A 20,163-nucleotide genomic window follows, 5' to 3' on the forward strand; every position below is an offset into this window, starting at 1 on the left:
CAATTGATCCGCGGGTGATCGCTCCCGCAGCGACCCATCGGCAGCCATGAACCCGACAGCCTATTCCACCATCACGAGAATTGAGCACCATCTTGCCTGCGCTGGCCAACGCCAGGGCGACAATTTCGGCGCCGACGGCCTTGCGCAGCGAACCACCTTTCCAACACAATCAAGAAAAGCCGCAAGAAGGGAACGAACGATAACCGTCACAGCTTGAAGGAGAACAAGCATGTCATTTCGCAGTCGAGTTTCGAAACTATCGATGGGCGCCGTCGCGCTCGCAACGCTGAGCCTGCTGACACCTTCCGCCCAAGCCGCCGCACCGGAATCCAACGACCCGATCAAGATCGCGCTGTTCGACTGGACCAGCGTGAACCTCAACGCCAAGATCCTCGGCGGCATCCTGGAAAAGCTCGGCTATACCGTCGAATATCCAACCGCCGATTACCTCTCCAGCCTGACCACCGGCCTCACCAATGGCGACCTCGATGTCGGCCTGGAGTTCTGGGACACCACCGCCGGCGAAGCGATGAAGGCCTCCGACGCGACCGGCCAGACCGAGAGGCTCGGCAAGCTCGGCCCAAAGGCCAAGGAAGAGTGGTGGTTTCCCGAGTACATGAAGGAGAAGTGCCCGACCTTGCCGGACTGGCATGCGCTGCTCGACGCCACATGCGCCGCGTCGTTCTCGACGGCGGAGACGGCGCCGAAAGGGCGCTATCTCGGCGGTCCGGTGACCTGGGAAGGCTTTGACGACGAGCGCGTCGCGGCGCTGAAACTGCCCTTCACCGTGATCCATGCCGGCACCGATGCGGCGATGTTCGCGGAACTCGATTCCGCCTATCAGCGCAAGGCGCCGATCATGCTGTGGATCTATTCGCCGCACTGGGCGCCGGCCAAGTACAAGGGCGAATGGGTGCAATTCCCCGAATACACACCCGAATGCTACAACGACCCGAAATGGGGCACCAACCCCGACGCCAGATATGATTGCGGCAAGCCGCATGGCGAGATCTGGAAATATGCCTGGAACGGCATGAAGGACAAATGGCCGGTCGCCTACAAGGTGGCGAAGGCCTTCACGATCGATACCGACGAGCTGAACAAGATGAGCGGCGAGATCGACCTCAACGGCAAGACGCCGGAAGACGTCGCCGCTGCCTGGATCGCCGCGCACGAGGCCGACTGGAAAGCCTGGGCGCAGTGACCCTTCCGACTGGAAAAGTGAGACCCGGCCGTTGATCGGCCGGGTTTCAAGTCTTGATGCTCCAGAAGGACGATTGGATGACGACTGAACAGGGATCGACGCAACCGGGCACAAACGACCGCCCGGTAAAACTTGCCTGCCGCAATGTGTGGAAGCTGTTCGGGGCGAACGCGGCCAGTTTCATCCGCGAGCGCGACGGCAAGGCCAGCATGGCCGATGTCACGGCTGCCGGACTGGTCGGCGCCGTGCGCGCCGTCGATCTCGAAATCCGCCAGGGCGAGATTTTCATCATCATGGGCCTGTCCGGCTCCGGCAAATCGACACTGGTGCGCTGCATGTCGCGGCTGGTCGAACCGAGCCACGGCAAGGTCGAGTTCGAAGGCAAGGACCTGCTCAAGATTTCCGATGCGGCACTGATCGAACTCAGGCGCCATCGCATGGGCATGGTGTTCCAGAATTTCGCGCTGCTGCCGCATCTCAACGTGCTCGACAACATCGCCTTTCCGCTCAGCATCCAGGGGCAGGACCGGGCAACGCGCGAGGCGCGGGCGCGCGAGGTCATCGAACTCGTCGGCTTAAGTGGCCGCGAGCATTTCTATCCGCGCGAATTGTCCGGCGGCCAGCAGCAGCGTGTCGGTATTGCCCGGAGTCTCGCGACCAAACCGGAAATCTGGTTCCTCGACGAGCCATTCTCCGCCCTCGACCCGCTGATCCGCCGCGAGATGCAGGACGAGTTGATGCGGCTGCAGACCATGCTGCACAAGACCATCGTCTTCATCACCCATGATTTCGACGAAGCCATAAGGCTCGCCGACCGCATCGCCATCATGAAGGACGGCGAGGTCATCCAGATCGGCACGCCGGAAGAACTGGTGGTCAATCCGGCGACCGACTATGTCGCCGAATTCACCCGCGACGTCGACCGCGCCAAGGTGATCTCGGCACGAAGCCTGATGCGCGCCTGCGACGGCACCGAGCATGGCGGGACGGTTTCGCCGGATGCCAAGATCGCCAGTTTCTCGGCAAGCATCGTCTCCGCCGGCAAGCCGTTCGCGGTGGTCAACGGCACCGGCAAGCCGGTCGGCGAAGTCACGCCGCAAGCGGTCATCGATCTGCTGGCCGGCATCGAGCATGCGAGAGCCGGCGCATGACGGTGACGGCAAGCACCAGCGAGCCGAGGCCGGCGCTTCAGCGATGGCTGCTTGTCTGGGCGCTCGCCCTTGCCGCTGTGCTCATGGTGTTCCTGCTCCAAGACAGCGTCCCTTGGGCTGTCGACTATCCGGCGAGCGCCGTCGTGCCGGTCGCCGACTGGGTCAGCGCGCTGATGGGCTGGATCAAGTCGAACCTGTCGTGGTTGACCCGCTCGATCACCGCGGTTCTCGGCGTGCCGCTCGACTTCGCGCTCAATCTCTTGGCCAAGAATTTCAAGATCGGCCACGGCGTCGATACCCTGGTCCTGCCGCGCCTGTCCTGGGTCGGGGTCTGTGCTGTCGCCTTCGTTGCCGGCCATGCCGTGGGTGGTCGCAAACTCAGCCTGCTAGTCGGCGGCTGCTTCCTCTACATCGCGCTGTTCGGCCAATGGACCAGCGCCATGCTGACGCTGGCGCTGATTTCGATCGCCGTGCCGTTCTGCATCGTCACCGGCCTGTTCGCCGGCATCTGGGCGTGGCGCAAGCCATGGGCGGAAAGGCTGATCGTCTCCCCTGCCCTTGACCTGATGCAGACGATCCCGACCTTCGCCTACCTCATCCCGATGCTGCTCCTGTTCGGCAACAGCCCGGTCTCGGCAATGATCGCCACCGCCATTTTCGCCACGCCGCCAATGGTGCGGGCGACGATGCTCGGCTTGACGCGGGTGCCGCTGGAGATCGGTGAATTCAGCGACATGGCTGGCTGCACGGCGCGGCAGAAACTGTGGCGGGTGCTGTTGCCCTCGGCGCGTCCGACGCTGATGGTCGGCGTCAACCAGGTCATCATGTTGGCGCTCAACATGGTGATCATCGCCTCGATGATCGGCGCCGGCGGCCTCGGCTACGACGTGCTTCTGGCGCTGCGCGCGCTGAAGGTCGGCGAAGCCATGGAGGCCGGCCTCGCCATCGTGGCGCTGGCGATCGCGCTCGACCGGCTGAGCCAGGCCATCGCCCACAAGCAGGCGAAGGGCCATGTCCATCAGGCGGTGAGCCCGAGCCTCTGGCGTCGCTACCCCAACCTGACGTTGGCCATCACTATCCTCGCCGTCACCACGCTGCTCGGCCTGTTCGTGCCGGCCTTTGCGGCTGTGCCGAAGGCGATAACCTTCACCACCGCGCCACTGTGGAAGGCGGCGGTGAACTGGGTGACGATCAACTTCTTCGATGCGATCGAAGCCTTTCGCGTGGCGCTGATCCTCAATGTGCTCAACCCGGTGCGGGCCTTCTGCGAAGGCTTTCCGTGGCTCGGCGCGGTGTTCCTGCTCGGTCTTGCCGGCTATCAGCTCTCAGGCCTGCGCCTGGCAGCCCTTGTCGCGGCACTCACCGCTTTCTGCGCCGTCACCGGGCTGTGGGAAAAGACCATGGCGACGGTCTATCTCTGCGGCATCTCGGCCTTCATCGCCTGCCTGATCGGCATCCCGATCGGCCTGATGGCCGCGCGCAGCGACCGTTTCAAGAAGATCGTCACCCCGATCATCGACACGCTGCAGGTGCTGCCGTCCTTCTGCTTCATCATCCCGGTGGTGATGCTGTTCCGCGTCGGCGATGTCACCGCCATGATCGCAACGATCGCCTTCGCCGTGGTGCCGGCGATTCGCTACACCAATCACGGCATCCGCCAGGTGCCGCCGGCGCTGATTGAGGCGGCCAAGGTATCGGGTTGTACGCCGCGCCAGACATTTTTCCGCGTGCAGCTGCCGCTGGCGCTGCCGGAGATCATGCTCGGCGTCAACCAGACGATCCTGATGGCGCTGGCGATGATCATCATCTGCGCCATGGTTGGCACGCGCGACCTTGGCCAGGAGGTGTTCATCGCGCTGTCCAAGGCCGATTCCGGCCGCGGCATCGTCGCGGGCCTGGCCATCGCCTTCATCGGCATCGTCGCCGACCGCCTGTTCAACGCCTGGACGGCGAAGGCGCGGGCAAGGTTGGGATAGGCAGGACGATGCGCCGCGGCTACTCCGCCGCGACGCCCTTCACTTCGAGATAGCTCTCCATGGAATCGTCCAGCGCCTGCAGCCACGGCGTGTGGTGCAGCGGCGCCATGGTGCCGGTCATCAGCGAGCGGTAGGCGTGGTCGCGGAAGCTCATAATGTCTTCCGCCTTGTGGTGTTCCCACTCCATGAAAGTCTGGTTGACCGCCTCGACGTCGAAGCCGGGATAGTCGGTCTGGTCCATCAGTTCCTTGGTGTAGTCGCCCTGGAACCAGATCATCTGCTCGGCGTCTTCCAGCGTCTCCTCGCGGGCACGCCATTTGGTGCTGTGCTCGGCCATCGCTTGGGCTGATGGCAACTTGATGCGGCCCATGATGACGTCGCGGGCGAACCAGGCCTGCGCGTCGAACATATTGAAGGTGTAGAACTGATCCTGCATGCCGATATAGGAGAGTTTCGGGTTCTTCTCCCAGACGACGCCTTCATAGAGGTCGAGCGGCCACATGCGGTTGGCGGTCTTGAGCTTGAGATCGTCGGTGAGGAAGGGGAAGGAATGAAGATAGCCGGTGCACAGGATGATGGCGTCGACATCCTTGGTGGTGCCATCCTTGAAGTGCGCGGTCTTGCCGACGACCTTCTGCAGCAGCGGCACTTCTTTCCAATTCTCCGGCCATTTGAAACCCATCGGCTTCGAACGGTAGCTGGAGGTGATGGATTTGGCGCCGTATTTGTAGCATTGCGAGCCAATGTCCTCGGCGGAATAGGAGCGGCCGACGATCAGGATGTCCTTGCCCTTGAATTCCATCGCGTCACGGAAATCATGGCTGTGCAGGATGCGGCCGTTGAAGGTGGAAAAACCCTCGAAATAGGGGACGTTGGGCACCGAGAAATGCCCGGAGGCGACGACGACGTTGTCGAACTCTTCGGAATAGGTGACGTCGTTGGTGCGGTCATGCGCGGTGACGGTGAATTTCTTAGTCTCGTCCGAGAAGGTCACCATGCGCACCGGGCTGTTGAAGCGCACCCATTTGCGCAGGCCCGATTTCTCGACACGGCCCTTGATGTAATCCCACAGCACGGCGCGCGGCGGATAGGAGCCGATCGGTCGGCCGAAATGCTCCTCGAACGTGTAGTCGGCGAATTCCAGGCATTCCTTCGGTCCGTTCGACCAGAGATAGCGGTACATCGAGCCGTGCACGGGATCGCCATGTTCGTCGAGGCCGGTGCGCCAGGTGTAGTTCCACAGGCCGCCCCAATCCGACTGCTTTTCGAAGCAGACGATTTCGGGAATGTCGGCGCCCTTGTCGGCAGCCGACTTGAAGGCCCTGAGCTGTGCCAGTCCGGACGGTCCGGCGCCGATGACGGCAACGCGAGTTTTCATTTCCAGGGCCTCCTCATTTTTGATTTCCCCAGCGAAACAAATTTCACTGACAGTGACACTAATTGGCCCTTCCGTGCTGTCAACAGACATCTGCGGGCACGGCGTTTGCGTGCAAAGGATTCCCAGCGAAAAACCTTCGCTGGCAGAAATCATGGGATCGTCAGGTGGGACTTAAGACGGCTTGCCGACACCGCCGCGCTGCTGTATCGCCACCTCTGATGTTCACCTTGAGTGAAATAAATCCGCGACGTCCGGGGGCGACATGGCGAAAGACAGTTCCAAGGCCGGGCTTGCCGGCGTCAAGCCGAAGCCCCAACCAAAGGTCTCGGCGGACGGCAAGACCATCCGCGCACCGCTGACGCAGAATCCACACGCCATCCGCGACACACGCGAGAAAGTGCTGGAGGTGGCGATCGGCCGCGAGGTGCGGGCGTTCCGCAAGAAGCTCGGCATCACCGTCGCCGATCTCGCCGTCGCCACCGACATTTCGCTTGGCATGCTGTCGAAGATCGAGAACGGCATCACCTCGCCATCGCTGACCACCTTGCAGGCGCTGTCGCGGGCGCTCGGCGTTCCGGTCACCGCCTTCTTCCGCCGCTTCGAGGAGGAGCGCAGCGCCGTCTTCGTCAAGGCCGGCGAAGGCCTTGACGTCGAGCGCCGCGGCACGCGCGCCGGCCATCAGTACAATCTGCTCGGCCATATCGGCTCCAACACCAGTGGCGTCGTCGTCGAGCCCTATCTGATCACGCTGACCGAGGATTCGGATGTGTTCCCGACCTTCCAGCACGAGGGCATGGAGTTCCTCTATATGCTGGAGGGCGAAGTCGTTTACCGGCACGGCAGCAATCTCTACCCGATGAAGCCCGGCGACAGCCTGTTCTTCGACGCCGACGCACCGCATGGACCGGAGCAACTGACGAAACTGCCGATGCGGTATTTGTCGATTATCTGCTATCCGCAGAACAGCGCTGGGTGAGACGCTTGGGTTCCTCGCCCCCACGAAAGTGGGGGAGAGGTGGCTCGGCGAAGCCGAGACGGAGAGGGGGATGGCGCGGACTGCGGCGTCTTTGGCGCCCCATCCCTCGCGCCGGCGCTGCCCCCTCTCTCCGTCCGCTTCGCGGCCACCTCTCCCCGCTTTGCGGGGGCGAGGAAACCAGGTCCTGAGAGGGCGGTGCAAACAGGCGTAGGAAGATTTAGTCCGGCCCAAACCCGGGGCTCGTCGCGCTCCCATCATCCAGCTTCGACAGCCACTCGACCAGCGTCGGCCGATACCGTGTCAGCCCCTTGTAAGTAGCCAGTTCCTCCGGCAAATCGCGGATCACCCGGTGCAAACGCCGCGCCCATTTCGGCTGCGTCACCAGCTCGTCCATCTTGATCAGGTAGCAGCGGATCGGGAAGACGATGCCGTTGGAGCGCGGCAGGCGCCAGAAGCTTTGCAATTCGACACGCAGATGCACCTTGTCGCCGACATTCTCCGGCGTCACGGTCGTGCGGTCCGGTCCCCATTTGTGGTAATTTTCCGGACTGGTATCCAAGCGCGGATTGATGGTCATCGTCCAGTTGAGGCGCCGCGCCGGCTTGCCCTGCTGGATGTTGGTAAGGAATTTCAGCGCCCTGACGAAAATCCCCTTCTCATGCGCCAGCGGCACCGGCGCGTGCCACTCGAAGAAGTTCATGCCGATGTCGAAATCGAGCGACCAGTCGGCCTGGGTGGTGACCATGCCGGCGTCCATCCACAGATTGCCGTCGCGCTGGTCGAGGATGCAGAAATCGCCCTGGCTCTGCCGGGTGATGTATTCCATCGGCCCGTAAGGCAGCGTCGAGGTGTCACCGAAGGTGAAGGTGTCGTCGATGCCGAGCGGCCGGTTGATCCAGCGCCAGCGGTCGCCGTCGCGGGTCAGCGTGAAATGCTCGGGATAACCCAGCGCCTGCTGCTCCATCAGCAATTCGAGCAGATCCCAGCCGGCGAGCGTCATGTGCGGCAGCGACTGGCAGCGCAGCGGATCCTCGGCCAGCACCAAAGCGCGGTCCTGCATCTCGGCGACATAGTGCTCGTCGACGTCAATCAAGTTCTCCAGCACGCTGCCTTTCGGACCGACGACATGCGGCTCGATATTGACCGCATACATGTAGGCGTCTTCATGGAACGGGAATGGGAAGCGCCTGATGTGCTCCGGGCTGTTCCTGAAGGTGAAATCGTCGCGGAACGTTTCCGTGCGAAAGGTGATGCCCAAGCTCGCCTCCTATCTTTCCAAGACCAGCGATTTGCCCTCGAAACGCGAGACGCATGGCATGATCTTGCAGCCGGAGCGGTGGTCTTCCTCGCTCAGCCAGTGGTCGTTGTGGATGAACTTGCCATCATACGAGATGACGTTGGTTTCGCACTGGCCGCAGACGCCACCGCGGCAGAGATAGGGTGGATCGACGCCGGCCGCCTCGATCGCCTCCAGCAGGCTCTGCTGTTCATCGACGCGGATCGTCTTGCCGGTGACGGCCAGCGTCACGTCGAAAGGTAGGCCGGGCTGGGGTGCGGCGAAATGCTCGAAATGCACGGCCTCCGACGGCCAGCCCAAGGCGGCCGCGCGGTCGCGCACCCAGTTGATCATGCCGGCCGGACCACAGACATAGAGATGCGTGCCGAGCGGCTGTGTCGACAGCAGCCGGTCGAGTTCGATGCGTTCGTCCAGATCGTCGTGATAGAGCCGGATGCGCCTGTTATAGCGCTCCCGCAGCAGGTCGGCATAGGTGCCGAGCGAAGCGGTGCGGCAGGTGTAATGCAGTTCGAAATTGCCGCCCTCCCCCGCCAGTTGCGCGGTCTGCGCCATGAACGGCGTGATGCCGATGCCGCCGGCCAGCATCAGGTGTTTCTTCGCCCTGAGATCGAGCGAGAACAGGTTGACGGGATAGCTGATCACCATCTCCAGGCCCGGCTTGACGGACCTGTGCATGAACAGCGAACCGCCGCGCCCGACATCGTCGCGGCGCACCGAGATCGTGTATTCGCGCGTGTCGAGCGGCGAACCCATCAGCGAATAGGGATTGAGCCTTGTGCGCTCGCCATCGCGCATCTCGACCACGACATGGGCGCCGCCGGAAAAGGTCGGCAGCAGCTCGCCGTCGCGCCGGCGGAAATGGAAGCGGGTGACCAGCTCGTTGACCGGAACGACGTCGCTGACGACGACATCGAGTTTCGTGGTGCCGGTGCTCATGGGAAGGCCTCCTCCATCGGAGGAATCTCGGTGCGATCCTCGGCGTTGATGCACACGCCCTGGAAGGCGGCGAGGCGCCTGGAATAATGATCGCGCACCAAAAGCAGCAGACCGCAATGCGCGCAGGTGGCGGGCTGCGTCGTCACGTTCTCGGTGATGCCTTTGCAGTGCACGCACTGCATGCGCCGCGCCAGCGAGCCGCGATGCTCGGTTTGCATGGAGGTGTGATCGATGCCGGCCTCGAGCGCCACCTGCATAGCCTGGCCGATCAACCCTTCGGTGCCACTGAGATAGAGGCGCAGGCCCATATGGGCGTTGCTCAGCGTCTGCTTCAGGCGCGGCAGCAGGCTGGCGAAGGACGGCGCGAGATGAAACTGCGCCGGCCTCAGCGCTTCGAGGGCGGCGACATGCTTGCCGTCGGGGCCTGGGATGAAGACGATCTCGGCGCCGCCGAAGAAACCGGGCGGAGCCGTCTTTGCCATATCAACGATCGCCAGCGCGCCTTCGGCATCGGCCAGGAAAAGATGGTGCTTGCCGGGCTGCGGAGACAAGGTTCCGTAAATGGGCCGGCTGATGATGGTCTTGGCTGCCATTCTCTCTTAGATCAGTTGGAGCATGATCTTGTCCGAAAACCGGTTCCCACTTTTCGGGATCATGCTCTAGTGTCTTAAAATCCCTCGCTGTTGATGATGCCTCAACCCTTGGCGGTGCGCTTGGTCTTTTTGGGATCGTCGAACGGCAATGGCTGCGCCGTCGCCTTGATCGACCCGCTCTTGTTGCGAATTTCGAGCTTGGTGTCCTTGACGGCGCAGTCGACGTCGAGGCGGGCAATGCCCATCGATTTCTTGACCAGCGGCGAATACATGGCGCAGGTCACCACGCCGACCTTCTTGCCGTCGCGATAGACCGGGGCACCCTCGTCGGCCGGCTCCTTGCCTTCGAGCAGCACGCCATAGATCTTGAAGCGCTCCTTGCCCTTCAGCCGGTAGTGTTCCTCGGCGCCGCGAAAACCGGTCTTGCCGGGGCTGACGGTGAAGTCGAGGCCGAGCTCCCACAGCGTGTCGCCGGGGCCTTCATTCTCGAACGGATATTTTTGCGAATTGTCGTAGGGATAGAACAGCAGATAGCTTTCGACCCGCAGCATATCGAGCGTGGTGAAGCGGCACGGAATGATGCCGGCGCCCTTGCCCTCGTCGAGAATCCGGTCCCAGATCGTGCCGGCATCCTGGCCACGGCAGAAGATCTCGTAGCCGCGCTCGCCAGTGTAGCCGGTGCGCGAGATCATCACCGGGAAACCGAAGAGCTGCGCCTGCATATGGTGGAAATAGTTGAGGTCGCGAATCCCGGCACATGCTTGGCGAGATAGTCGACTGACGTCGGCCCTTGCAGCGACAGGTCGTGCAGGTTGTCGTCGAAGCGCAGCGAGACATCGCGGCCCATCGCGGCGCGCTGCAATTCCTCATGGCCGGTGCCCGAGCCATGCACCACCATCCAGCTGTTCGGGCCGGTGCGGTAGAGGATGCAGTCGTCGGTGAATTTCCCTGCTTCGTTCAGCATGCAGGCATAGGCTGATTTGCCGGGGTAGATCTTTTCCACGTCGCGCGTGGTGGCGAGATCGATGAGATGCGAGGCGTGCGGCCCGGTGATGTGCACCTTCTTCAGACCCGACACATCCATCAACCCGGCCTTGGTGCGGATGGCGATGTACTCTTCGTCGGCGTCCTTGTCGTAGGTCCAGGCGGTGCCCATGCCGCTCCAGTCTTCGAGCTTCGAACCCAGCGCGCGGTGGCGATCCGCCAGGGTCGAAAATCTCCAGGATGCCGTCATCCGCTCGTCCTCCGTTCAAAAATTCCATTGTTCCCTGCTCCTTGGCGCGAGGCCGGAGCTTTGGCCCGAATATTGATCGCAAACGCGGGAGGGCCGCAATCCCCTGAAAGCAAATAATTTCATTGTCAGGCAAAATCGACCGCCCCAAGCAAACGGTTAACTCAGCGTAAATTCGTCTTGACAATTGCGGTAAACGGTCTGAATTTATGAAAAAAATTTCACTCTCTTGAAAGAGAGCGGCGGGCGGTGGATTCGGAACCGGACGTCGGAAAAAAGGGGAAAAACCGATGTCAGACCTGCAGCAGCGCATCGAAGCGCTGTACCGTTCCGATTTGCGCGGATCCGCGCTGCTGATCATCTGCCTGTGGGCGACGATCCTCTTCGTCCTCTTCATGACATGGCCGTACATTCCCGACAGCGGCATCAAGGCCGTCGTCGCGATTGCCGCCGCCGCCGTGCTGATCTTCAACACCGCCGCGATCCTGGCGATGGTCAAGCACTACAAGGAAGACAAGGACTTCATCTACGGCCTCGATATCAAGAACGCCGACGCATCCCGCAACCGTAACTCCTGAAGGGTACAAGAGATGTCGCGCTATACGCCGCCGGAGCAGAGCAAGGCTGGCCAGGTTTTCGATATCGTCGTCGTGGTGGTCGCCATCTTCGTGGCGCTGTGGCTGCCGCTGAAGCTGGGGTTTGCCGGCGCCGCCAAATCCATCGACGCGCTCGACACCAAGACGTGGGAAACGCTTGGCCAGAACCCGACCATGGCCGCGATCTGGGAAAAGCTCGGCTATACGCCTGAGACCGCGCACGACGTCATCCGAAACCACTTCCACTATGTCATCGACTGGCCGACACTGATCATCATGGCGGCGGTGCTGATCGGCTATTTCGTCTTCCTGTTCCGCGCCTCCGACCGCGAATATCGCGACGTCATCAACGAAAAATTCGACGACAAGTAAGAGCTTCGAAGACAAGCAATCGGGGACACGACCATGTGGATTTCACTCTCTTACGCATGCTGGGGCATCTCGGTCGTGCTCGCGCTGTGGATGCTCTACGACTGGTTCAAGGTTGATACGACCTATTCCGAGGACGTTCTGACCTCGTCGCGCGAAGGCGAGCTTGAAGCCGTTTCCGAAAAACACCGGATCTGAGTGGGGATTGAACAATGACGGTCGCGGTTGAAACTGCGGGTTCGGTAACAAATGGCGACAGGGTCTCGCTGCTGCGGGTGCTCGGTCCCGCCCATGTCTGGGCGCTTGGCGTCGGCATCGTTCTGGTCGGTGAATTCACCGGCTGGAATTTTTCGGCCGACAAGGGCGGCGCGCTGGCCGCACTGATCGTCTGCTGGATCGTCGGGCTGCTCTACACCTCGGTCGCCATGATCGATTCCGAGGTGACGTCGACGGTCGCCGCCGCCGGTGGTCAGTATGCGCAGGCCAAGCACATTGTCGGCCCGCTAATGGCCTTCAATGTCGCGCTGTTCCTGGTGTTTGCCTACACGATGCTCGAAGTCTCGGACGCGATCCTGCTCGGCGACACCATCGTCGCCAAGGCCGGCGTCGAAGGGTTGACCCACAATTCCTTCATCGCCGCCACCATCGTGGTGTTGGCCTGGCTCAACTATCGCGGCGTGCTGATGACGCTCAACGTCAACTTCGTCATCACCGCGATCGCCTATGTCTCGATCGTCATCCTGTTCTTCTCGGTCAGCCCGTGGACGCAAGGCGCGGTGCTGAAGCTCAATGAGTTGGTTACTCCCGGCAATGCGCTGCCCTATGGCTGGATCGGCGTCATCGCCGCCTTCCAGTTCGGTATCTGGTATTATCTCGGCATCGAGGGCACCACGCAGGCGGCCGAGGAAGTGCGCTCGCCGGCCCGGTCCCTGCCCTACGGCACCATGGCCGGCATGATCACGCTTCTGATCGCCGCCGCCATGACCTGGTATGTCTGCGCCTCACTGATGCCCTGGGAATATCTCGGCATCACCTATTACCCGCTGTGGGACGCCGGCAAGCTGACTGGCAGTCCGCTGCTGGAGAACCTGTTGTTTATCGCGACACTGCTTGCGGCGCTGGCATCGGCCAATGGTTGTATCAATGATGCTGCCCGCGCGTGGTTCTCGCTTGGCCGCGACCGCTATCTGCCGAGCTGGTTCTCGGCCGTTCACCCGAAGTACCGCACGCCCTATCGCTCGATCCTGTTCCTGCTGCCGATCGCGCTCGCCTTCGCCTTCATCGCCGACCTCAACCAGGCGATCACCTTTTCGATCCTGTCGGGCGTGCTGCAATACACCTTCATGAGCATCAACATCATGATGTTCCGCAAGAAGTGGCCGCTGGGCTCCATCCGCCGTGGCTACACGCACCCGTTCCATCCGCTGCCGGCCATTGTGCTGTTCTGCCTGTGCGTGGTGACGTTCTTCGCCATCTTCCTCGGCTTCGGCTCGCAGCTGATCGCGATGACCATCTTCTATTTCCTGATCTCGCTGTGGTTCCATTTCTACCGCTACAAATTCGTGCGGCGCGGCGACCAGTTCACCATGCCGTGGCCGAAACCGCAGGGCTATTGATGGGAGACGGCCCGCCCCCGATCCTTGGCGGGCCGGACATGACAAAAATGTCCGACGTGACATCAGCACTGCTTGTCGGGGCCATCGTCCTGGCTCTCGCCCTCCATCTTGCGTGGCTGGCGCGGCGCAGCCGCAACAGGGCATTGGCGGCGCTTGCCGCCGACGAGGCCCGCATTCGCACGATCATCGCCGACGCCACTGATGTTTCGGACGGCACCGCCGGCGTCGTCACCTGGGAAGGGTCGTGGAACAGCCAACGCGTTCAGCTGCGCACCATCGTCGATACGCTGGCAACACGAAAACTCCCGGCCCGCTGGCTCAGCGTTTCGATCACCGAAAAGGTGGCGGTGCCGGCGACGTTCGACATGATGATGCGACCCGGCTCGCCGACGACCTTCTCGAATTTCGACCACCTCCAGCATACGCTGCCGAAGGCTCCGGGATTTCCCCTCGAAGCGGTGCTGCGGACAGACCGCCGCGGCACACGGTTCCCGCAAGGCATCATCGCCGACCATCTGGAACCCTTTTCGGAGGGGCGCGCCAAGGAGCTGCTGATCACGCCAAACGGGGTGCGCATCGTCTGGCTGCTGGCCGAGGCCGAGCGGGCGCGTTACGGCGTTTTCCGGCAGGCCGCATTCGGTGAGGCGCAGATCGATCCGGCGCTGATCGAGCGGCTGCTCACCTCTCTCTCGGCGCTGCGCGACGCCATCAACAAAAGCGAACGGCAAGCCGCATGACCAGTTCGAACACAGAGCCGGCGCCGGTGAGCCCTTATCTCGTCCTCGGCGCGGCAATCGTGCTGCCGGCAAGCGGCCACGTCATTCTGGGTGTGCCGGTGCGGGGCTTGCAGTTTCTGTTCTTCATGGTGATCCTGGCCTGGGTGACCGCCAAGATCGCGCCGCCCGACGCCAGCTTCATCGGCCGTCATGCCGGCGGCTTCCTGATCTATGCGCTATCTGTTCTGGACGCCTACAAGCTGGCCCGCATCAGCCATGCGCTATGGGTTCACAATGCCGCGCAGGGCAGTGACAATTCGCAGGGCGGCATCACGCCGCATACGTAACTACAGGAAAATTTTTTTCATGTGATTGAATTCAGGCAACGCATTCGGTACATCATCTCTTAGCTACAAACGCCGGGAGGCTGACATGTGTGGAATTGTCGGACTGTTTTTGAAGGACAAGTCGCTGGAGCCGAAGCTCGGCGCGATGCTGTCGGAGATGCTGGTCTCGCTCAGCGATCGCGGCCCCGACAGCGCAGGCATTGCAATCTATGGCGCGCCTTCCAGGAATGAAGCCAAGATCACCATCCAGTCGGCCAAGCCCGCGCGCGATTTTCGCGACCTCGACACCGAGCTTGCCAAGGCCATCGGCGCGCCGGTGAGCATCGCGGTGAAGTCGACCCATGCCGTCGTCAGGACCACGCCCGCCAAGATCGATGCGGCGCGGGAGGCGATCCAGGCACTGCGTCCCGACATCCGCATCATGGGCGCCGGCGACGTTGTCGAGATCTACAAGGAAGTCGGCTTGCCGGAAGCGGTGGTCGATCGCTTCGACGTCCGCAAGATGACCGGCACGCATGGCATCGGCCACACCCGCATGGCGACGGAATCGGCGGTGACGACGATGGGCGCGCATCCCTTCTCGACCGGCGCCGACCAGTGCCTGGTGCACAATGGCTCGCTGTCGAACCACAACAATGTCCGCCGCGAGCTGATCCGCGAGGGCATGAAATTCGAGACCGAGAACGACACCGAGGTCGCGGCCGCCTATCTCTCGTCGCAGATGGCACATGGCAAGAATCTCGGCGAAGCGCTGGAAGGCACGCTCTCGGACCTCGACGGCTTCTTCACCTTCGTCGTCGGCACTAAGAACGGTTTTGGCGTCGTCCGCGACCCGATCGCCTGCAAGCCCGCCGTTATGGCCGAGACCGACCAGTATGTCGCCTTCGGCTCGGAGTATCGCGCGCTGACCAAACTGCCCGGCATAGACAATGCGAGGGTCTGGGAACCGGAGCCCGCAACCGTCTACTTCTGGGAGCATTGAGTTCATGCCGGCAACCAAACTTTCAAAGGCGGCGGCACACGACCAGGCCTCGCGGATCTTCGATCTCGATGTGTCGTCGCTGCGCGAGCTCAACCAGGCGCTGCACAATCTGACGCCCGGCTCGAACGAAACGGCTTGGGAGGTGCTGCACCCGAAGGGCAGCCATTCGGTCGCCGTCGGCGTGGACCAGCCCGTCAGCATCGATGTGCGCGGCAGCGTCGGCTACTACTGCGGCGGCATGAACTCCGGCAGCACCATCACCGTGCACGGCTCGGCCGGACCCGGCGTCGGCGAGAACATGATGTCGGGTTCGATCACAGTGAAAGGCGACGCCAGCCAGTATGCCGGCGCCACCGGCAAGGGCGGACTTCTGGTCATCGAGGGCAACGCCTCGTCGCGCTGCGGCATTTCGATGAAAGGCATCGACATCGTCGTGCACGGCAATATCGGCCACATGTCGGCCTTCATGGCGCAGTCCGGCAATCTGGTGGTGTTGGGCGATGCCGGCGATGCGCTGGGCGATTCCATCTACGAGGCGCGCCTGTTCGTGCGCGGCAAGGTCGACAGTCTGGGCGCCGACTGCATCGCCAAGGAGATGCGGCCCGAACACCTGGAACTGCTGCAGGGCCTGCTCGACCGTGCCGGCGTTACCGGCGTCAAGCCGTCGGAGTTCAAGCGCTACGGCTCGGCGCGCACGCTCTACAATTTCAATATCGACAACGCCGACGCGTATTGAGGCAGCATGACCTATCGCAACCCGCCGACGACGCCGCGCAAATCCGCGACATTCGACGACTACACGCTTTCCGAAATCCGCCGCGCCGCGGCGACCGGCATCTATGACATCCGGGGCGCCGGCGCCAAGCGCAAGCTGCCGCATTTCGACGACCTGCTGTTCCTCGGCGCCTCGATCTCGCGCTATCCGCTCGAAGGCTATCGTGAGCGTTGCGATACCAGCGTGGTGCTCGGCTCGCGCCACGCCAAGAAGCCGATAGAACTGAAGATCCCGATCACGATTGCCGGCATGAGCTTTGGCTCGCTGTCCGGCCCGGCCAAGGAAGCGCTGGGGCGCGGCGCAACGCTGTCGGGCACCTCGACCACCACGGGCGATGGCGGCATGACCGAGGAAGAGCGGGGCCATTCCAAGCAACTGGTCTATCAATATCTGCCCTCTCGCTACGGCATGAATTTGCGCGACCTGCGCCGCGCCGATGCGATCGAGGTGGTTGTCGGCCAGGGCGCCAAGCCCGGCGGCGGCGGCATGCTGCTTGGCCAGAAGATTTCCGACCGCGTCGCCGAGATGCGCACGCTGCCGAAGGGCATCGACCAGCGCTCGGCCTCGCGTCACCCCGACTGGACCGGGCCGGACGATCTCGAGATCAAGATCCTCGAACTGCGCGAGATCACCGACTGGGAAAAGCCGATCTACGTCAAGGTCGGCGGCGCCCGCCCCTATTACGATACAGCCCTTGCGGTGAAGGCCGGCGCCGATGTCGTCGTCGTCGACGGCATGCAGGGCGGCACGGCGGCGACGCAGGAAGTGTTCATCGAGAATGTCGGCCAACCGACGCTCGCCTGTATCCGGCCGGCGGTTCAGGCGCTGCAGGATCTCGGCATGCACCGCAAGGTGCAGCTGATCGTCTCCGGCGGCATCCGCAACGGCGCCGATGTCGCCAAGGCGCTGGCGCTCGGCGTCGACGCGGTCTCGATCGGCACGGCGGCCCTTGTCGCGCTCGGCGACAACGATCCCGCTGGGAGGCGGAGTACAACGAACTCGGCACAACAGCCGGCGCCTATGATGACTGGCATGAGGGCCGCGACCCTGCCGGCATCACCACGCAGGACCCGGAGTTGATGAAGCGGGTGGACCCGGTGGCCGCCGGGCGAAGGCTGGCGAACTACCTCAAGGTGATGACGCTGGAAGCACAGACCATTGCCCGCGCCTGCGGCAAGAACAGCCTGCACAATCTCGAACCCGAGGACCTCGTCGCGCTCACCATCGAAGCCGCCGCCATGGCCGGCGTGCCGCTGGCCGGCACCAACTGGATACCGGGGAAGAACGGCTTCTAATCAACGAAGGGCCGAAGCCCACATGCTCTGGGGCCAACAATCGACAAAAATGGGGAACTTCCGTGACAGCTGATCTTGCAGAGTTCGCAAGGGCGAAAAACGTCAAATATTTCATGATTTCCTACACCGACTTGTTCGGTGGCCAGCGTGCCAAGCTGGTGCCGGCGCAGGCAATCGCCGACATGCAGAAGGACGGCGCCGGCTTTGCGGGTTTTGCGACCTGGCTCGACCTCACGCCGGCGCATCCCGACATGCTGGCGGTGCCGGATCCGGACTCGGTCATCCAGTTGCCATGGAAAAAGGAAGTGGCTTGGGTCGCCGCCAACTGCGTCATGGACGACAAGGAGGTCGACCAGACGCCGCGCAACACGCTGCGGCGACTGATCGCGGAAGCGGCGGGCGACGGTATGCATGTCAAGACCGGCGTCGAGGCCGAGTTCTTCCTGATCTCGCCGGACGGCAGCGTTATCTCAGACCAATACGACACGGCCTCGAAGCCCTGCTACGACCAGCAGGCGGTGATGCGCCGCTACGATGTCATCGCCGAGATCTGCGATCACATGCTGGCGCTCGGCTGGGGCCCCTACCAGAACGACCATGAAGATGCCAACGGCCAGTTCGAGATGAACTGGGCCTTCGACGACGTGCTGGCCACCGCCGACAAGCACTCCTTCTTCAAGTTCATGGTCAAGTCGGTCGCCGAGAAGCACGGCCTGCGCGCCACCTTCATGCCGAAACCCTTCCAGGGCCTGACCGGCAATGGCTGCCATGCCCATATCTCGGTGTGGGACAAGGCCGGCAAGACCAACGTCTTCGCCGACAATTCGATGGAACTCGGCCTGTCTGCCAAGGGCAAGAATTTCCTCGGCGGCATCATGAAGCATGCCTCCGCGCTTGCCGCGATCACCAACCCGACGGTCAATTCCTACAAGCGCATCAACGCGCCGCGTACGATTTCGGGCGCGACCTGGGCGCCGAACACGGTCACCTGGACCGGCAACAACCGCACCCACATGGTGCGCGTTCCCGGCCCCGGCCGCTTTGAGCTGCGCCTGCCCGATGGTGCCGCCAACCCCTATCTCTTGCAGGCCGTCATCATCGCCGCCGGCCTCGACGGCATCCGCTCCAAGGCCGATCCCGGCAAGCGCTACGACATCGACATGTACCAGCACGGACACACGGTGAAAGGTGCGCCGAAACTGCCGCTGAACCTGCTCGACGCGCTGCGCGAGTTCGACAAGGACAAATCGCTCAAGGCGGCGCTGGGTGAGGAATTCTCGTCGGCTTACCTAAAGCTGAAGCACCAGGAATGGAATTCCTATGCTTCGCACTTCACGCAATGGGAGCGCGACCACACGCTGGATATCTAGAGCATCGGACCGAAAAGTGTGAAACGGTTTTCGGGTGAATCCGATGCGTCAGGGAAAGGTCCAGTTTGGGCGAGCGACCTCGGAATGAACGTATGAAATACTCGATCTTCTCGCTCGCCCGTGCCGCCCTGTCAGGCCACAAGAACTGGCAGCGCACCTGGCGCGACGCCACGCCGAAGGATCGGTACGACGTGGTGATCATCGGCGGCGGCGGCCATGGCCTGGCCACCGCCTGGTTCCTCGCCAGCGAATACGGCATCAGGAATGTCGCCGTGCTGGAAAAGGGCTGGATCGGCTCCGGCAATGCCGGCCGCAACACCACCATCATCCGCTCCAATTACGGCCTACCCGGCAATACCGGCTTCTACGAATTGTCGATGAAGCTGTGGGAGCGGATGGAGCAGGACCTCAACTACAATTCGATGGTCAGCCAGCGCGGCGTCATCAACCTGTACCACTCCGACGCACAGCGCGACGCCTATGCGCGGCGCGGCAACACCATGCGCATCAACGGCATCGATGCCGAGCTGCTCGACCTCGCCGCGGTTAAGAAGATGATGCCGTTCCTGAACTTCGACAATGCGCGCTTTCCTGTGCAAGGCGGACTGCTGCAGCGGCGCGGCGGCACGGCACGTCACGATGCCGTGGTTTGGGGCTATGCCCATGCGGCGAGCGGGCTCGGCGTCGACATCATCCAGAATTGCGAGGTGACTGGTTTCGTCAGGGACGCCAATGGCAAGGTGACCGGTGTCGAGACGTCGCGTGGCAAGATCGGCGCCGGCAAGGTCGGCATGGCCGTCGCCGGCTCTTCGTCGCGCGTCGCTGATATGGCGGGCTTGCGCCTGCCGATCGAAAGCCATGTGCTGCAGGCCTTCGTCTCCGAGGCGATCAAGCCGCTGATCCCCGGCGTCATGACCTTTGGCGCCGGCCATTTCTATGTCAGCCAGTCCGACAAGGGCGGGCTGGTCTTCGGCGGCGACATTGACGGCTACAATTCCTACGCCCAGCGCGGCAACATGCCCGTGATGGAGGATGTCTGCGAGGGCGGCATGGCGCTGATGCCGATGATCGGCCGTGTGCGGCTTTTGCGCCAGTGGGGCGGCATCATGGACATGTCGATGGACGGCTCGCCGATCATCGACAAGACGCCGGTCGACGGTCTCTACCTCAACGCCGGCTGGTGCTATGGCGGCTTCAAGGCGACGCCTGGCTCAGGCTTTGTCTTTGCCCATCTGCTGGCCCGCGACACGCCACATGAGGAGGCTGCACGGTTTCGCCTCGACCGGTTCCGGACCGGCGCCATGATCGACGAAAAGGGCCAGGGCGCCCAACCGAACCTGCACTGAAGGCCCGAG

General features: G+C 62.6%; 18 protein-coding genes and 2 pseudogenes. 15 read left to right on the forward strand and 5 right to left on the reverse strand.

Annotated features, from left to right (window positions below; all coding sequences use genetic code 11):
- The first annotated feature begins 229 nt into the window (after window positions 1-229).
- The 3 genes from AC0V8S_RS30865 to AC0V8S_RS30875 all read left to right on the forward strand — a co-directional run bounded on the left by AC0V8S_RS30865 (window position 230) and on the right by AC0V8S_RS30875 (window position 4,331).
- Complete coding sequence (locus AC0V8S_RS30865; protein ID WP_475435268.1) at window positions 230-1,204, forward strand: ABC transporter substrate-binding protein; 975 nt, start codon at window positions 230-232, stop codon at window positions 1,202-1,204.
- Between the two features lie 77 nt (window positions 1,205-1,281).
- Entirely contained in the window at window positions 1,282-2,355 is a 1,074-nt protein-coding gene (locus tag AC0V8S_RS30870; RefSeq protein WP_183457256.1) for a quaternary amine ABC transporter ATP-binding protein, read from the forward strand.
- Window positions 2,352-4,331, forward strand: a complete 1,980-nt coding sequence (locus AC0V8S_RS30875) for an ABC transporter permease (protein WP_475435270.1) — start codon at window positions 2,352-2,354, stop codon at window positions 4,329-4,331. Before AC0V8S_RS30870 ends, AC0V8S_RS30875 begins: the two co-directional genes overlap by 4 nt.
- A 19-nt stretch (window positions 4,332-4,350) precedes the next feature.
- On the opposite strand, the gene AC0V8S_RS30880 is transcribed toward AC0V8S_RS30875, so the two are convergent.
- Complete coding sequence (locus tag AC0V8S_RS30880) at window positions 4,351-5,709, reverse strand: NAD(P)-binding domain-containing protein (protein WP_475435272.1); 1,359 nt, start codon at window positions 5,707-5,709, stop codon at window positions 4,351-4,353.
- 262 nt (window positions 5,710-5,971) lie between these two features.
- Here AC0V8S_RS30880 and AC0V8S_RS30885 point away from each other — a divergent pair, with 262 nt between their 5' ends.
- Window positions 5,972-6,685, forward strand: coding sequence for a helix-turn-helix domain-containing protein (locus AC0V8S_RS30885; RefSeq protein WP_475435273.1), 714 nt, complete (start codon window positions 5,972-5,974; stop codon window positions 6,683-6,685).
- Between the two features lie 217 nt (window positions 6,686-6,902).
- On the opposite strand, the gene AC0V8S_RS30890 is transcribed toward AC0V8S_RS30885, so the two are convergent.
- The 4 genes and pseudogenes from AC0V8S_RS30890 to AC0V8S_RS30905 form a co-directional block, all read right to left on the reverse strand.
- Window positions 6,903-7,943 (reverse strand): heme-dependent oxidative N-demethylase family protein, encoded by a 1,041-nt coding sequence (locus AC0V8S_RS30890; protein ID WP_475435275.1) that lies wholly within the window; start codon window positions 7,941-7,943, stop codon window positions 6,903-6,905.
- A 9-nt stretch (window positions 7,944-7,952) separates the two neighbouring features.
- The gene (locus AC0V8S_RS30895) at window positions 7,953-8,918 is read right to left on the reverse strand and encodes a PDR/VanB family oxidoreductase (protein ID WP_475435277.1); all 966 of its coding nucleotides are present in this window, start codon (window positions 8,916-8,918) and stop codon (window positions 7,953-7,955) included.
- Window positions 8,915-9,511 carry a dimethylamine monooxygenase subunit DmmA family protein gene (locus AC0V8S_RS30900; protein WP_475435279.1) on the reverse strand — a complete coding sequence of 199 codons (597 nt, stop codon included), beginning with the start codon at window positions 9,509-9,511 and terminating at the stop codon, window positions 8,915-8,917. Before AC0V8S_RS30900 ends, AC0V8S_RS30895 begins: the two co-directional genes overlap by 4 nt.
- Before the next feature lie 101 nt (window positions 9,512-9,612).
- Window positions 9,613-10,745 (reverse strand): annotated as a pseudogene (locus tag AC0V8S_RS30905) (aminomethyl transferase family protein).
- A 287-nt stretch (window positions 10,746-11,032) separates the two neighbouring features.
- Between AC0V8S_RS30905 and AC0V8S_RS30910 the strand changes: the two are divergent.
- From AC0V8S_RS30910 to AC0V8S_RS30960, 11 genes and pseudogenes are all read left to right on the forward strand, one after another.
- Window positions 11,033-11,320: a hypothetical protein gene (locus AC0V8S_RS30910; protein WP_183457243.1), complete on the forward strand. Its 288-nt coding sequence runs from the start codon at window positions 11,033-11,035 to the stop codon at window positions 11,318-11,320.
- Between the two features lie 12 nt (window positions 11,321-11,332).
- Window positions 11,333-11,710 (forward strand): hypothetical protein, encoded by a 378-nt coding sequence (locus AC0V8S_RS30915; RefSeq protein ID WP_475435281.1) that lies wholly within the window; start codon window positions 11,333-11,335, stop codon window positions 11,708-11,710.
- Window positions 11,711-11,743: 33 nt separating this feature from the next.
- Window positions 11,744-11,905, forward strand: coding sequence for a hypothetical protein (locus tag AC0V8S_RS30920; RefSeq protein ID WP_095198794.1), 162 nt, complete (start codon window positions 11,744-11,746; stop codon window positions 11,903-11,905).
- A 14-nt stretch (window positions 11,906-11,919) separates the two neighbouring features.
- The gene (locus AC0V8S_RS30925; protein WP_183457242.1) at window positions 11,920-13,323 is read left to right on the forward strand and encodes an APC family permease; all 1,404 of its coding nucleotides are present in this window, start codon (window positions 11,920-11,922) and stop codon (window positions 13,321-13,323) included.
- 47 nt (window positions 13,324-13,370) lie between these two features.
- Window positions 13,371-14,060: a hypothetical protein gene (locus AC0V8S_RS30930; protein WP_183465195.1), complete on the forward strand. Its 690-nt coding sequence runs from the start codon at window positions 13,371-13,373 to the stop codon at window positions 14,058-14,060.
- The gene (locus tag AC0V8S_RS30935; protein WP_475435283.1) at window positions 14,057-14,386 is read left to right on the forward strand and encodes a hypothetical protein; all 330 of its coding nucleotides are present in this window, start codon (window positions 14,057-14,059) and stop codon (window positions 14,384-14,386) included. Before AC0V8S_RS30930 ends, AC0V8S_RS30935 begins: the two co-directional genes overlap by 4 nt.
- An 85-nt stretch (window positions 14,387-14,471) precedes the next feature.
- The gene (locus AC0V8S_RS30940; RefSeq protein ID WP_475435285.1) at window positions 14,472-15,368 is read left to right on the forward strand and encodes a class II glutamine amidotransferase; all 897 of its coding nucleotides are present in this window, start codon (window positions 14,472-14,474) and stop codon (window positions 15,366-15,368) included.
- A gap of 4 nt (window positions 15,369-15,372) precedes the next feature.
- Entirely contained in the window at window positions 15,373-16,104 is a 732-nt protein-coding gene (locus AC0V8S_RS30945) for a GltB/FmdC/FwdC-like GXGXG domain-containing protein (protein WP_475435287.1), read from the forward strand.
- Window positions 16,105-16,110: 6 nt separating this feature from the next.
- Window positions 16,111-17,438: pseudogene (locus tag AC0V8S_RS30950) on the forward strand (FMN-binding glutamate synthase family protein).
- A 62-nt stretch (window positions 17,439-17,500) separates the two neighbouring features.
- Complete coding sequence (glnT, locus tag AC0V8S_RS30955) at window positions 17,501-18,808, forward strand: type III glutamate--ammonia ligase (protein ID WP_183457237.1); 1,308 nt, start codon at window positions 17,501-17,503, stop codon at window positions 18,806-18,808.
- 92 nt (window positions 18,809-18,900) lie between these two features.
- Window positions 18,901-20,154: a sarcosine oxidase subunit beta family protein gene (locus AC0V8S_RS30960; protein WP_183457235.1), complete on the forward strand. Its 1,254-nt coding sequence runs from the start codon at window positions 18,901-18,903 to the stop codon at window positions 20,152-20,154.
- Window positions 20,155-20,163 lie beyond the last annotated feature (9 nt).

Source organism: Mesorhizobium oxytropidicola, assembly GCF_056174625.1.